The following is a 13,056-nucleotide window of genomic DNA, read 5'->3' as shown; positions in this document are numbered from 1 at the left end:
CCGCCTATGGCGCCGAGATCTCGATCGTCACCGAACCGCATCCGACCGGCGGTTGGCAGCAGGCCCGCCGGGACCGGGTGGCCGAGCTGCTCGCCGCCGACGACAACGCCTGGTATCCGGACCAGTACAACAACCCCGACAACGTCGAGGCCTACCGGCCGCTGGCGCTGGAGCTCAACGCCCAGATCGGTCACGTCGACGTGCTGGTGTGCTCGGTGGGCACCGGTGGACATTCGGCCGGGGTGGCGCGGGTACTGCGCGAGTTCAACCCCGACATGCGGCTGATCGGGGTGGACACCATCGGTTCGACGATCTTCGGGCAGCCGGCCGCGACACGCGTCATGCGTGGCCTCGGTTCGAGCATCTATCCGCGCAACGTCGATTACGGCGCCTTCGACGAGGTGCACTGGGTGGCGCCGGCCGACGCGGTGTGGGCGTGCCGCACGCTGGCTTCGACGTACTACGCCAGCGGAGGCTGGAGTGTGGGCGCGGTCGGTCTGGTCGCCGGCTGGGCGGCGCGAAACAATCCGCCGGGCACCACGATCGCCGCGGTGTTCCCCGACGGTCCGCAGCGCTACTTCGACACCGTGTACAACGACGACTACTGCCGCGAACGGGATCTGCTCGGCCACCAACCGGCCGATGAGCCCGAGACGATCCAGTACCCGGGCGACCGGGTGGTGCAGTCCTGGACCCGTTGCGAGAACGTCGCCGATCCCATGGCGGTCGCCGGATGAGTGGCCTGATCACGCAGTTCCGCAGCTTCGACCTGCCCAGCCGGCTGTTGATGGTCAACCAGTTCGGTATCAACCTGGGCTTCTACATGCTGATGCCGTACCTCGCCGGCTATCTGGCCGGCCCGCTGGGGTTGGCGGCCTGGGCGGTGGGCCTGGTGCTCGGTGTCCGCAACTTCTCGCAGCAGGGCATGTTCATCATCGGGGGCACCTTGGCCGACCGGTTGGGCTACAAGCCGCTGATCGTCGCCGGCTGTCTGTTGCGCACCGCCGGCTTCGGGTTGCTCGTGGTCGCGGACTCGCTGCCGGCGATGCTGATCGCCTCGGCGGCAACGGGTTTCGCCGGCGCGCTGTTCAATCCAGCGGTTCGGGCCTATCTGGCCGCGGACGCAGGCGACCGGCGGGTCGAGGCCTTCGCCACTTTCAACGTCTTCTACCAGGCCGGGATCCTGTTGGGACCGCTGGCCGGGATGGCCTTGCTGGCCTTCGATTTCCGGGTGACGGCGGCGGTCGCCGCGGGGGTCTTCGCCGTGCTGACAGTGGCTCAGTTGCTGGCGCTGCCGCGGCACCGGGCCGAGCCGCCAGAGCAACGCAGTTCGGTGCTCGAAGACTGGCGCAGCGTCGTCGCCAACCGCGGATTCCTGTTGTTCGCGGTGGCGATGATCGGCTCCTACGTGTTGTCGTTCCAGGTGTACCTGGCATTGCCGCTGCAAGCCGCGGTGCTGCGGCCCGGTGACGAAACCGCCTTGGTGGCAGCCGTGTTCGTGGTGTCCGGGCTGATCGCCGTCGGCGGGCAGCTGCGGATCACCCGCTGGTTCGCCGACCGCTGGGGCCCGCGCCGCAGCCTGGTCGTCGGATTGCTGGTGCTGGCCGCGGCCTTCATTCCGATGGCCGTGGTGCCCGACGGCGGGCGGTTCGGCACCCCCGCCGCCGTGGCGGCACTCATCGCATCGTCGGCACTGCTGGCCCTGGGATCGGCAGCGGTGTTCCCCTTCGAGATGGACACCGTGGTGGCGCTGTCGGGCGACCGGCTGGTGGCCACCCACTACGGGTTCTACAACACCGTGGTCGGCGTCGGGATCCTGGTGGGCAACGTGGCCACCGGCTCGCTGATCGGCGCGGCGCGCGCCGCGGGCGTCGCCGAACTGGTGTGGCTGGGCCTCACCGCGATCGGGTTGGCATCCGCGGCGGCGCTCTACGCGCTGACCCGCGACGGCGGGAAGCTGGCGCCCCGCGAGGCGCTCACTGCACCGGGATCGTGACGCCCTCCGACGGTTGCACGATCACGAAACCGTTGCCGTGGAACGCGACCTGGAGGGCCTCACCGGAGCCGCGGCCGATCAGCGCGCCCGCCTTGAAGCTGGTCTTGAGCTGCGTCTGCAGGTGAGCCGACCAGGCCACCACCGCGTTGGTGTCGGCGAAGGTCGGGGCCTCGGAGGCGTCGAGCACCACCGGCGGGCCGTCGGTGGTCAGCGCCACCCAGCCGGTGCCGCGCAGGGTGGTGTTGAACAGGCCGCCGGTGGCGATGCTGCCGCCGCGAACCCGTTCGATGTTCCAGTCCAGGCTGGAGGAGAAGGCCAGGACGTTCTTGCCGCTGACCGACAGGCCCGAGTTGGACAGCTGCAGCAGGTGCACGTCGAATCCCTGGTCGGCCAGGAACACATCGCCCTGCCCCTGGCAGCGCATCAGCGGCAGGCCTTCGCCGGTCAGGGCTTTCTTGATGAACTTCGACGCGCCGCCGCCCTCGAAGGCGAAGTCCACGTTGCCCTGGTAGGCGACCATCGAACCCTGCCGGGCCATGAACGGTTCGCCCAGCCGCACCCGCAGCATCTTCTTGTTCTGGTTGGCGATCGGCGTCGCCTCTTTCTCGCTGAACCGGCCGTCGACCAGATCGCCGCTGATCCCTGCGAAGCCGTCGCCCTGAGGCTGGGCCGGTGCCTGGGGGCGCTGAGCAGGCTGCTGAGGCTGCTGCTGGGAGCCTCCGAGCGGGGCGCGGCCGGGTTGTCCCTGATGGGATACCTGGTCGGTCCAGGATTGCCCGTCCCACCACCGGTATTCGTAGCGGCCTTCGGGGTCCGGCAGCCAGCCGGGTTGCCAGTTTCCGTTCACAGTCATTCCTCGAATCGTCGGTGCGGGGCGAAATCGACACCAGGCTACAAGTCGTCGCGAACCCGGCGAACCCCTGGCATTCTGATGCCATGGCAAAGGAAATCGACCCGATTCGCGCTCAGGGTGCGCTCGCGGTCTTGAAGCAGCACCCCGGCATGGTGCTGTTCGCGGCGTCGCCGGCGATCATCCTGCTGGGTGCCGTGTGGTGGATCGCCGGACCGGGCTGGGCCGGGCTGCTGTTGGTGGCCCTGGTGCTGGCCGGTGGCGCCGCGCTGCTGCTCAAGCGCAACTGACGCGGTCGCCGGATCTTCGACGTTCGCCGAGGGTGAAAGGCGTCCCACCAGCGGTGTAACGGTGTAATCATGTAATCATGACTAAACATCAGCATCACCGCCGCTCCGCGGACGAGGCTGCGGAGTGGTTCGCGGGCCGATTGCCCGACACCTGGTTCGCCGGCGATCCCACCGTGATCGTCGACCGCGAAGAGATCACCGTCATCGGCAGGCTTCCCGACCCGGAAGAATCCGAGACCAAGGCCCGGGCCTCCGGCCGGGCCGCGCGCTTCCGCGAGGAGACCCGCGGCGAGCGCATGCGCATCGCCGACGAGGCGCAGGGCAGGTTCGACCGCAAGGTGTCCTGGGGCGTAGAAATCGCCGTCGGCGCGGAGACCGAGCGAATCCTGTTCACCCACATCGCCGTTCCGGTGATGACCCGCCTCAAACAGCCGGAACGGCAGGTGCTCGACACCCTGGTCGACGCCGGCGTGGCGCGGTCCCGCTCCGAGGCGCTGGCGTGGTCGGTGCGCCTGGTGGGCCAGCACACCGAGGAGTGGCTGGACAAGTTGCGCGACGCGATGAAGGCCGTTGACGATCTGCGGGCCGAAGGCCCCGGCGTCTAGACCCGTTCGATTCCACGTAGACCGAGCCCAGCGCGGAAATCGCAGTCTGACGCTAGATCTGCGTCATCTCCCAATACCGGCCATGCCGCGACATCAGTTCCTCGTGGGTGCCGCGTTCGATGATCCGGCCGGCGTCCATCACCAGGATCTGGTCGGCGTCCCGAATCGTCGAAAGCCGGTGGGCGATGATGAAACTCGTCCGATCGCGGCGGAGTTCGGCCATCGCATGCTGGATCATCTGTTCGGTGCGGGTGTCCACGGCGCTGGTGGCCTCGTCGAGCACCAGCACCCGTGGTCGCGCCAGCACCGCCCGGGCGATCGTGATCAGCTGCTTCTCCCCGGCGCTGATCGCACCGCCGTCGTCGTCGACTCGGGTGGCGTAACCCTCGGGCAGGGTGTGTACGAACCGGTCCACGTATGCCGCCCGGGCCGCCTCGAGCACCTCGCCCTCGGCTGCGTCCGGTCGGCCGTAGGCGATGTTGTCGTAGATGGTCCCGCCGAACAGCCAGGTGTCCTGCAGAACCATCCCGATCGAGGACCGCAGCGATTGCCGGCTCACCGTCGCCACGTCCACCCCGTCGATCAGGATTCGGCCGGAGTCGACGTCGTAGAACCGCATCAGCAGGTTCACCAGTGTCGTCTTGCCCGCGCCGGTAGGGCCGACGATCGCCACGGTGGTACCCGGCTCGGCCACCAGGGACAGGTCCTCGATCACCGGGGTGCCCGGCACATAGCTGAAGTCCACTCGCTCGAATTCGACCCGGCCGGTGCGGTTGTCCAGTGCGGCGTCCGGGTCGGGGGACTGCTCCTCGGCGTCCAGCAGCTCGAAAACCCGTTCGGCGCTGGCGATCCCGGACTGCAGCGTGTTGTACATGCCGGCCACCTGGCCCAGGGGCTGGTTGAATTGCCGCACGTACTGGATGAACGCCTGGATGCTGCCTAGGGTGATCTGCCCGGTGGCCACCTGCAACCCACCCACCACCGCGACGGCCACGTAGCTGAGGTTGCCGATGAACATCGTCGACGGGCCGACCAGGCCCGAGAAGAACTGCGCGCCGATGCTGGACCGGTAGACCTCGTCGTTCAGCTCGTCGAATCGCCGCTGCGCGGCCTCGCGGTGCCCGAACGTCTTGACGATGGTGAAACCGCTGTAGGTCTCTTCGATGTGGGCCGCCAGCCGCCCGGTGTTGCGCCACTGCGCCACGAACAACGGCTGGGAGCGGCGGGTGATCCAGCGGATCACCCACAGCGACAGGGGCACGGTGATCACGGTCAGCAGCGCCAGCAGCGGGGAGATGGTCAGCATCATCGCCAGCACCGCGAACACCGTCAGCACCGATGTCAGCAGCTGGCTGATCGTCATCGAGACCGAGCCCTGGATGTTGTCGACGTCGTTGGTGACCCGGCTGAGCACCTCACCGCGCTGGCGGGAATCGAAGTACGACAGCGGAAGCCGGTGCACCTTCTCCTCGACCTCGGCGCGCAGCGCCACCATGGTGCGCTGCACCGTGACGTTGAGCAGCCGGGCCTGCAACCAGACCAGCACCGCCGCAAGCAGATACAGGCCCAATGCCAGGGCCAGGGTGCGGGCCACGGCCGCGAAGTCCACACCCTGGCCGGGGACGACGTTCATCCCGGACAGCAGATCGGCGAACGTGGTGTCCCCGCGGGCGCGGGCCGCCGCCACGGCCTGCTCCTTGGACAGGCCCGCCGGCAGCTCGCGGCCGATGACTCCGTTGAACAGCAGATCGGTGGCGTGGCCGAGGATCCGCGGGCCGATCACACCGATCGCGATTCCGGCCACGCCGAGCAGCACCACCGAGATCGCCAGGCCGCGCTGTGGCATCAGGCGTTTGAGCAGGCGCAGCGCCGAGCCGCGGAAGTCGCGGGTGCGCTCGACCGGCGCGGCGGGAGTTCCGCTGCGCCGCAGCACGGCCCCGGTCATCGGGGCCCTCCGGCGGTGACCGCCTGCGATGCGGCGAACTCGGCATAGGTGGGGCAGTCGGCCAGCAGTGTCTCGTGGGTGCCGACACCGACGATGCGGCCGTCCTCGACGACGACCACCTGGTCGGCCTCGATCACCGTCGAGATCCGTTGCGCCACGATGACGACGGTGGCCTCGCCCGACACCTCGCGCAGCGCGGTGCGCACCCGGGCATCGGTGTGCACGTCCAGGGCCGAGAAGGCGTCGTCGAACAGGTAGATCGCGGGCCTGCGGATCACCGCGCGGGCGATCGCGAGCCGCTGCCGCTGCCCACCGGAGAAATTGATACCGCCCTGGGCCACCGGCCGGTTCAGGCCGTCGGGATGTGCGGCGACGAAGTCGTCGGCGGCCGCGATCCGCAGGGCCTCCCACATCTGGTCGTCGGTCAGTTCCTGTCCGGGCGCGGCACCGTAGCGTAGGTTCTCGGCGACGGTCCCGGAGAACAGATAACCCCGTTGGGGCACCAGCCCGATCGCCGACCACAGCTGTTCGAGATCGAGATCGCGCACGTCGACACCGTCGACGCGTACCGAGCCCGAGGTGACGTCGTAGAACCGGCAGATCAAGGCGAGCAGCGTCGACTTGCCCGATCCGGTGGATCCGACCACCGCGGTCGTGGTCCCGGGCGCTGCGCGCAGTGAGACCTGCTGCAGCACCGGACGATCGGCACCCGGGTAACTGAATGACGCGTCGTCGAACACGATCTCGCTCCGCAAGACGGGAGGTCGGACCGGATCGGCCGGACTGGTGATCTGCGGGCGGGTGGACAGCACGCCTCTGATGCGCTCGGCGCACACCGATGCCCGCGGGAACATCACCGCCAGGACGGTGGCCATCAGCACGGCCATCAGGATTTGCATGAAGTACGCGAGGAACGCGATCAGCGAGCCCACCTGCATGTGCCCGGCGTCGATGCGCAGCCCGCCGAACCAGATCAGCGCGACGCTGGAGACGTTGATCACCAGGGTGGTCGCGGGCAACATCAGCGCCTGCCACTGCCCGGCTTCCAGCGCGGTGGCCGACACGCCCTCGCTGGCCGCGGCGAACCGGCGTCGTTCGACGGGTTCGCGGGCGAAGGCCCGGATCACCCGGATTCCGGACAGCTGATCGCGCATCACCCGGTTGAGCCCGTCGATCAGCTGCTGCATGCGACGGAAGATCGGCATCAGATGCCTGATGATCCAGTAGTTGGTCAGCGCCAGGACCGGCACGCTGACCAGCAGCAGCCAGGACAGCCCGGCGTCCTGGTGCAGCGCCATCAGGATGCCGCCGACCGACATGATCGGGGCGGTGATCAGGATGGTGGCGGTCATCTGCAGCAACTGCTGGATCTGTCCCACGTCGTTGGTGGTCCGGGTCAGCAGCGAGGGCGCGCCGAACCGGGCGGTCTCCTCGGCCGAGAACGTCGTGACGTGGTGGAAGATCGCTGAGCGCAGGTCGCGGCCGAAGCTCATGGCCGCGCGCGAGCCGAAGAACACCGCGCCGATGGCGCACACCACCTGCAGACCGGTGACGGCCAGCATCACCGCGCCGAGTTCGACGATGCGCCCGGTATCGCCCTTGGCCACCCCGTCGTCGATGATGGCGGCGTTGACCGTCGGCAGGTACAGCGAGGCCAGGGTGCTGATCACCTGCAGCGCCGCGACGACCGCGAGCAGCCGCCGGTACGGCCGCACATACTGTCGCAGCAGCGCCCAGAGCATCTGGCTACTCTCGCACACCGGCCCGGTGTGGTTCGTGTTCCGCCGCCCTTGTGTCCGGGTTGGTGAAAGTCCAGGTCAATCGGCCTGTCGGTGGTTGAGGTTCGGCGCTGCGGCTACAGTGCATGGCGTGACTGTCCGTACGGCCACCATGCCCCGATTCCGCAACGCCAAGGCCCTGGCGGTATTGGCTGCGGCAATGGTTCCGGTGTTCGCCGCGTGCTCGTCCGACGAGCCGGCGTCCCCGGAGGTTCCCCAGACCGAGACGCCGAGCGCCGACGGTGCCGGCAAGCACGGTCCACACTTTCCCCACTGCGGCGGTGTCAGCGACCAGACGGTGACGGAGTTGACCCAGGTGCAGGGTCTGGTGAACACCGCGACCAACTCCTCGGGGTGCCAGTGGCTGCAGGGCGGCAGCATCCTGGGCCCGCATTTCTCGTTCACCTGGTTCCGGGGCAGCCCGATCGGCCGCGAACGCAAGACCGAGGAACTGTCGCGGACCAGCGTCGAGGACATCACCATCGAAGGCCGCAGCGGCTTCATCGCGGTCGGGGAGAACCCGCTCAAGGCCGGCGACGTGAACCTGTGCGAGATCGGCATCCAGTTCGACGACGATTTCATCGAATGGTCGGTGAGCTTCGACCAGAAGCCGTATCCGGATCCGTGTGAGGTCGCCAAGGAGCTGACCCGCCAGTCGATTGTGAATTCGAAATGAGCGCCGCGGTGAAGATGCGACGAGGGGCTGCCGGGCTGGTCGCCGCGCTGGCGGTGTTCGCCGGCCTGACGGGTTGCACCAAGACGGTGGACGGCACCGCGGCCAAGGCGGGTTCCGGTGGCGGTCCCAGCAACAACAACTCCGAGAAGACCTACCCCAACCTGCTCAAGGAATGTGATGTCCTGACCGAGGACATCCTGGCCGAGACGGTGGGTGCCGACCCGCTGGACATCCAGAGCACGTTCGTCGGCGCGGTGTGCCGCTGGCAGGCGGCCAATCCGGCCGGCCTGGTGGACATCACCCGGTTCTGGTACGAGCAGGGCAGCCTGGACAACGAACGTCAGACCGCCGAGAAGCTGCAGTACGCGATCGAGACCCGCCGGATCGCCGGTGTGGATTCCATCATCATGAAGCCTCAGGGCCTCAACGGTGCGTGCGGTGTGGCCAGCGATGCGGCCGGTGTGGTCGGCTGGTGGGTCAACCCGCAGGGGCCGGGAATCGACGCGTGCCCGATGGCCACCAAGCTGATGGAACTGACGCTGGCCACCAACTCCTAGCGGGGTACGTGGAAGCGCACCAGCGCGGCACCGCCCAGCGCCAGCTGGTCCCATGGGTCGCTGGTGCGCAGCACGGCGATCGCCGATGTCGGGAACTTCAGCGAGATGCTTTCCGCCGCAGTCCGGTTGGCGCCGTCGGCGAGACCGAGCGCAACCGCGGACATGGCCGGTTCGTGGCCGATCAGCAATACCGTGGACGGATCGTCGCCGAAACGTGACGACACCCCGTTGATCTCGTCGATTACGGTGCCCGGCCTGGCGTCGTAGATGCGCTCGGCGTACTGCACTGGCGCATCGATGCCGGTGCGCTCCAAGGTCTGGCGGGTTCGCGTCGCGGTCGAGCACAACACGGCGTCCACCGGGGAGAAATTCGCCCGGATCCAGTCGCCGGCCAGCCCGGCCTCCCTGATGCCACGTTCGGCCAGCGGACGGTCGTGGTCGGCCACCCCGTCGGGGTAGTCCGACTTGGCGTGGCGCATCAGCAGCAGCGTGCGGTAAGAGTCGCTCACCGTCTCACCGTACGGGAACCCGCTGATTCGGTCGGTGCTGCGCAGATCTGCGGCGCGACGAGGATCGCGAAATCCTGTAGCGATTTCATCGTGGTGGCCGGATCGCCGATGGCCTCGTGGTAGACGGCGATTCGCGTGGCACCGGTGGTTTCCATGAATCGCCCGAGTTCGTCGACGACCTGGTTGGGGCTCCCGACGATCGCGAGGTCCGCGACCGATGCCGCCATCGTCGCTCGGTCGACCGGCTTCCCGTCGGGTCCGATGTGCCGGTCGCCCGCCTGCGGCACGAGTGGGTGATCACCGTCGCGGAACATTGCGCGAAGCGATGCCGCCAATCGCTTCCGCGCATCGGGGGCGTCGTCCACGACGATGATCAGGGTGTGCAGATGGTCCGGCGCCGGCCGCTCGTCGCCGAGCAGTTCGGCGTAACGGGCTTCGAGTCGCACCCGCTGCTCTGTCGGCGTCGCGAAATAGTGTTGCAGTGCAAGACGATTCCGGGCGGCGAACTCGATACCGGCGGGGCTTGAGGTGGCGAGCAGCAGTTCGGGGTGTGGGCGGGTGCGCACCGGTGGCTGGATCTCAACGCCATCGGTCGAGGACCACAGGTCGAGAATTCGTCGCGCGCCGGCCACCGGCTCGCTGTCCCACCGCGCGTAGTCGACATCGAGCACGTCGAAGTCGCGCCGGTAGCCGCCGCGGCCGAGTCCGAGCATGAACCTGCCGTGGCTCAACTGGTCGAGCAGCGCGGTCCGTTCGGCAAGGTCGACCGGATGGTGGAGTGGAGACAGGGCCACTGCGGTACCGACGCCGATGCGCGAGGTGCAACCGAGAAGAAATGCCGCGGTGGTCGTCGCGCTGGGATTCATCCCGAACCGGATGAAATGGTGCTCGGTAACCCATAGTTCGTCGTAGCCGAGTTGCTCTGCGGCCGTGGCCTGCTCGAGGGTGAGGTCGAAGACCTCGTCGGGTGTCGTGCCAAGGCCGGCGCCCAGGTTCAGCAAGACCCCGAGTTTGACGCGCCGATCAGGCGTCTCGGTCCCGGTGTTTCGAGTCATCAGGTGCCCCTACTCAGGTCAGGATTCCGTCGACGATTCGGCGGAGATTCTCGGCATAACGGGTGTCGGATTCGGCGTGGGATATCTCGGTGAGTACTTCGTGCATGACGGGATACCTCCGACGGTCGGAGTCCCGCACCATCTGCTTGCGGTATTCGTCGGTCTGACTGTGCGCGGTGTCGAGCAGTTCTCCGACGGTGTACTGCCACAGCAGGGCATAGCCCGCCGCGGTGTCGGACGCCGAGAGGCCGGCGGACCGCATCGCCAGGTAGACGCGCTCGATCGCGGGCAGGATCTGAGCACTCGCGAGCTTGTTGACAACGATCAGATCAACGGCCCAGATGTCGGCGCGCAGCGCATCGTGTATCGCCGTAAAGACTCCGATGATCTCGGCATCCGACTCCCCGGCCACCGGCGGCAGCACGATTCCTTTGGCGACCGCGTCGAGCATCGCGATCAGGATTTCCTGGCGATCGGTGACGTGCCGGTACACCGACATCGGCGCGGTGCGCAGGTCGGCCGCCAGGCGGCGCATGGTCAGGACGTCGATGCCCTCCGTACGCGCGATGGCCAGCGCCGCCTCGACGATCGTGGCCAGAGTCAGTGGGCCCTCCATGCGGCGGCTGCGGCGGACAGCGGCGGGTGATGGCATCTCTTCCTGTACTTCCGGTGGCCTGACAACAGACTGGATTAGGTCTACCTTAGTAAAGCGTACAGCGTTATCAACAACCGGAGGACATCGCCCGTGAACAACGTCGAACCTGAACTCGGCGCAGTGCAAGAGACCCTGCTGATCCCGCTGTACGGCAGGGCGCTCGACGCCCGGTCCCGCCGTCCGGTGCTGGGCGACCGGCGCGCGGCGCAGCTTGTCGGCGATATCGACTATGACTTCACCCGATTCAAAGGTGCGTCGTTGCCCGGATCGGTGCTTCGCACTGCGATTTTCGACGGCTGGGTGCGGCGGTTTCTCGCCGAGAACCCGACCGGAACGGTCGTCGAACTGGGAACCGGACTGAACACCCGATTCGACCGGCTCGACAATGGGCGGGTGCGCTGGTTCGACCTGGATCTGCCCGACTCGATGGCGCTGCGGCGCAGCCTCTTCGAGCCGCAGGAGCGGTGCACCATGGTGGCGGGCTCAGTGCTGGACACCGATTGGTTCGACACGATCGCCGCCGCGCCGGGCCCGTACTTCTTCGTCAGCGAGGCGGTGTTGCTCTACCTGTCCGCCGATCAGGTGCGCACGGTCGTCGGCCAACTCGCCTCGCGCTTCGACGGTTCGTTGTTCGCCTTCGACACCGGTGGTGCCGCCATGCTGGACAATCAGGACCGAAACGGCGCGATGAGGTCCGTTTCCGCTCGCATGCAATGGGTTTGCGAAGACCCCCGCCAGGTGGAGGAGTGGGGACTGCGGCTGGTCGAATCCCGCACCTTCGCCGAGCCTCAACCCGAGGTGGGCAAGACCTGGCCCGTGCGTTATCGGTACGGTTTGCCGCTGGTGGCCCGGTTGGTGCCGGCGATCGTCAAGAGCTACCGAATGACCCTGTTCAGGCTCGATGCGCGGAGGTAGCTGCCCGCGCGGGTGCCCCCGCCGCGCCTCACCGGACTTGTCGGCCGCCAGTCCTACACTCGCCTTGCTCGAAAGATGAACCCGCGGGGACGGATAACGGAAGGAACGGGGCCGATGCGTTTTCTGCACACCGCCGATTGGCAACTCGGCATGACCCGGCACTTCCTGAGTGCGGGCGACGGGGAGGCCCAGCCGCGGTATTCGGCGTCGCGCCGGGAGGCGGTGGCGGCCCTCGGCCAGGTGGCCGCGGCAACGGGCGCGGAGTTCGTGGTGGTGTCCGGTGACGTGTTCGAGCACAACCAGCTGGCCCCGCGCGATGTCAGCCTGTCGCTGGAGGCCATGCGGGCCATCGGCGTTCCGGTGTACCTGCTGCCGGGCAACCACGATCCGTTGGATGCCGCATCGGTCTACACCAGCGCCCTGTTCACCGCCGAATGCCCGGACAACGTCGTGGTTCTGGACCGCGCCGGCGTCCACGAGGTGCGGCCCGGCCTGCAGATCGTCGCCGCGCCGTGGCGGTCGAAGGCCCCCACTTCGGACCTGGTGGGCGACGTGCTGGCGGAGCTGCCCGCCGACGGGGGCACCCGGGTGGTGGTCGGCCACGGCGGGGTCGACATCCTGGATCCGGACAAGGACAAGCCCTCGCTGATCCGGCTGGCCGCCGTCGAGGACGCCCTGGCGCGCGGCGCCGTCCATTATGTGGCCTTGGGGGACAAGCATTCTCGTACCCAGGTCGGGTCCACCGGCCGGGTGTGGTACTCGGGTTCGCCCGAGGTGACGAACTACGACGACATCGAATCCGACCCGGGCCACGTGCTCGTGGTCGAGATCGACGAGGACGATCCCCAGCGCGCGGTCCGGGTTGACTCGCAGCGGGTGGGCCGGTGGCGGTTCGTCACCCTGCGCCGTGAGGTCGACACCGACCGGGACGTGGCCGATCTGGATCTCAACCTGGATCTGCTGGCCGACAAGGAACGCACCGTGGTGCGGCTGGCGCTGACGGGTTCCATGACCGTGACGGACAAGGCCGCGCTGGACGCGTGCCTGGACAAGTACGCCCGGTTGTTCGCGGCGCTGACCTTGTGGGAGCGGCACACCGACATCGCGGTGCTGCCCGCCGACGGCGAGTTCGACGATCTGGGGATCGGCGGATTCGCGGCGGCCGCCGTCGACGAGCTGGTGGCCACGGCGCGCACCGAGGGCGCTGGGGCCGACGATGCGCGGG

The 13,056-nt window shown here is 68.0% G+C and carries 13 protein-coding genes and 1 pseudogene (1 of these 14 cut by a window edge); 8 read left to right on the top strand and 6 right to left on the bottom strand.

Annotated elements, in window-relative coordinates; genetic code table 11:
• Both BN4332_RS33680 and BN4332_RS12370 read left to right on the top strand, forming a co-directional pair.
• Positions 1–737 (top strand): annotated as a pseudogene (locus BN4332_RS33680) (PLP-dependent cysteine synthase family protein) (it extends 475 nt beyond the left edge of the window).
• Entirely contained in the window at positions 734–1,996 is a 1,263-nt protein-coding gene (locus BN4332_RS12370) for an MFS transporter (protein ID WP_066898716.1), read from the top strand. The pseudogene BN4332_RS33680 and the gene BN4332_RS12370 overlap by 4 nt, the downstream one beginning before the upstream one ends.
• Here BN4332_RS12370 and BN4332_RS12365 read toward each other — a convergent pair.
• The gene (locus BN4332_RS12365) at positions 1,977–2,849 is read right to left on the bottom strand and encodes an AIM24 family protein (protein WP_066898715.1); all 873 of its coding nucleotides are present in this window, start codon (positions 2,847–2,849) and stop codon (positions 1,977–1,979) included. The two genes, BN4332_RS12370 and BN4332_RS12365, sit on opposite strands and share 20 nt — an antisense overlap.
• An 83-nt stretch (positions 2,850–2,932) precedes the next feature.
• Here BN4332_RS12365 and BN4332_RS12360 point away from each other — a divergent pair, with 83 nt between their 5' ends.
• Both BN4332_RS12360 and abmR read left to right on the top strand, forming a co-directional pair.
• Positions 2,933–3,136, top strand: coding sequence for a hypothetical protein (locus BN4332_RS12360; RefSeq protein ID WP_066898714.1), 204 nt, complete (start codon positions 2,933–2,935; stop codon positions 3,134–3,136).
• Positions 3,137–3,213: 77 nt separating this feature from the next.
• Entirely contained in the window at positions 3,214–3,741 is a 528-nt protein-coding gene (abmR, locus tag BN4332_RS12355; RefSeq protein WP_066898713.1) for an ATP-binding transcription factor AbmR, read from the top strand.
• A gap of 52 nt (positions 3,742–3,793) precedes the next feature.
• On the opposite strand, the gene BN4332_RS12350 is transcribed toward abmR, so the two are convergent.
• Both BN4332_RS12350 and BN4332_RS12345 read right to left on the bottom strand, forming a co-directional pair.
• Complete coding sequence (locus tag BN4332_RS12350) at positions 3,794–5,686, bottom strand: ABC transporter ATP-binding protein (RefSeq protein WP_066898712.1); 1,893 nt, start codon at positions 5,684–5,686, stop codon at positions 3,794–3,796.
• Positions 5,683–7,428, bottom strand: coding sequence for an ABC transporter ATP-binding protein (locus BN4332_RS12345; protein WP_066898711.1), 1,746 nt, complete (start codon positions 7,426–7,428; stop codon positions 5,683–5,685). Before BN4332_RS12345 ends, BN4332_RS12350 begins: the two co-directional genes overlap by 4 nt.
• A gap of 118 nt (positions 7,429–7,546) precedes the next feature.
• Between BN4332_RS12345 and BN4332_RS12340 the strand changes: the two genes are divergently transcribed.
• Positions 7,547–8,140, top strand: coding sequence for a DUF3558 domain-containing protein (locus tag BN4332_RS12340; protein ID WP_066898710.1), 594 nt, complete (start codon positions 7,547–7,549; stop codon positions 8,138–8,140).
• Between the two features lie 14 nt (positions 8,141–8,154).
• Positions 8,155–8,697, top strand: a complete 543-nt coding sequence (locus BN4332_RS12335; RefSeq protein WP_435405193.1) for a DUF3558 domain-containing protein — start codon at positions 8,155–8,157, stop codon at positions 8,695–8,697.
• On the opposite strand, the gene BN4332_RS12330 is transcribed toward BN4332_RS12335, so the two are convergent.
• Genes BN4332_RS12330 through BN4332_RS12320 form a run of 3 tightly spaced genes read right to left on the bottom strand, consistent with a single transcriptional unit; the run spans position 8,694 to position 10,877 of the window.
• Positions 8,694–9,206 carry a SixA phosphatase family protein gene (locus BN4332_RS12330; RefSeq protein ID WP_235654077.1) on the bottom strand — a complete coding sequence of 171 codons (513 nt, stop codon included), beginning with the start codon at positions 9,204–9,206 and terminating at the stop codon, positions 8,694–8,696. The two genes, BN4332_RS12335 and BN4332_RS12330, sit on opposite strands and share 4 nt — an antisense overlap.
• Positions 9,203–10,261 (bottom strand): LLM class flavin-dependent oxidoreductase, encoded by a 1,059-nt coding sequence (locus BN4332_RS12325; protein WP_084459257.1) that lies wholly within the window; start codon positions 10,259–10,261, stop codon positions 9,203–9,205. The genes BN4332_RS12330 and BN4332_RS12325 overlap by 4 nt, the downstream gene beginning before the upstream one ends.
• Before the next feature lie 13 nt (positions 10,262–10,274).
• The gene (locus BN4332_RS12320; protein WP_066898708.1) at positions 10,275–10,877 is read right to left on the bottom strand and encodes a TetR/AcrR family transcriptional regulator; all 603 of its coding nucleotides are present in this window, start codon (positions 10,875–10,877) and stop codon (positions 10,275–10,277) included.
• 129 nt (positions 10,878–11,006) lie between these two features.
• On the opposite strand from BN4332_RS12320, the gene BN4332_RS12315 reads away from it, so the two are divergent.
• Both BN4332_RS12315 and BN4332_RS12310 read left to right on the top strand, forming a co-directional pair.
• On the top strand, positions 11,007–11,831 hold the full coding sequence (locus BN4332_RS12315; protein WP_066898707.1) for a class I SAM-dependent methyltransferase: 825 nt from the start codon (positions 11,007–11,009) through the stop codon (positions 11,829–11,831).
• Between the two features lie 114 nt (positions 11,832–11,945).
• Positions 11,946–13,056: metallophosphoesterase family protein (locus BN4332_RS12310; protein WP_066898706.1), on the top strand; the 1,111-nt coding region annotated here is incomplete at its 3' end.

The sequence above is a fragment of the Mycolicibacterium houstonense genome, assembly GCF_900078665.2.
In the GTDB taxonomy this organism is placed as follows: Bacteria; Actinomycetota; Actinomycetes; order Mycobacteriales; family Mycobacteriaceae; genus Mycobacterium; species Mycobacterium houstonense.
This window is presented reverse-complemented; position numbering and strand designations above follow the sequence as displayed.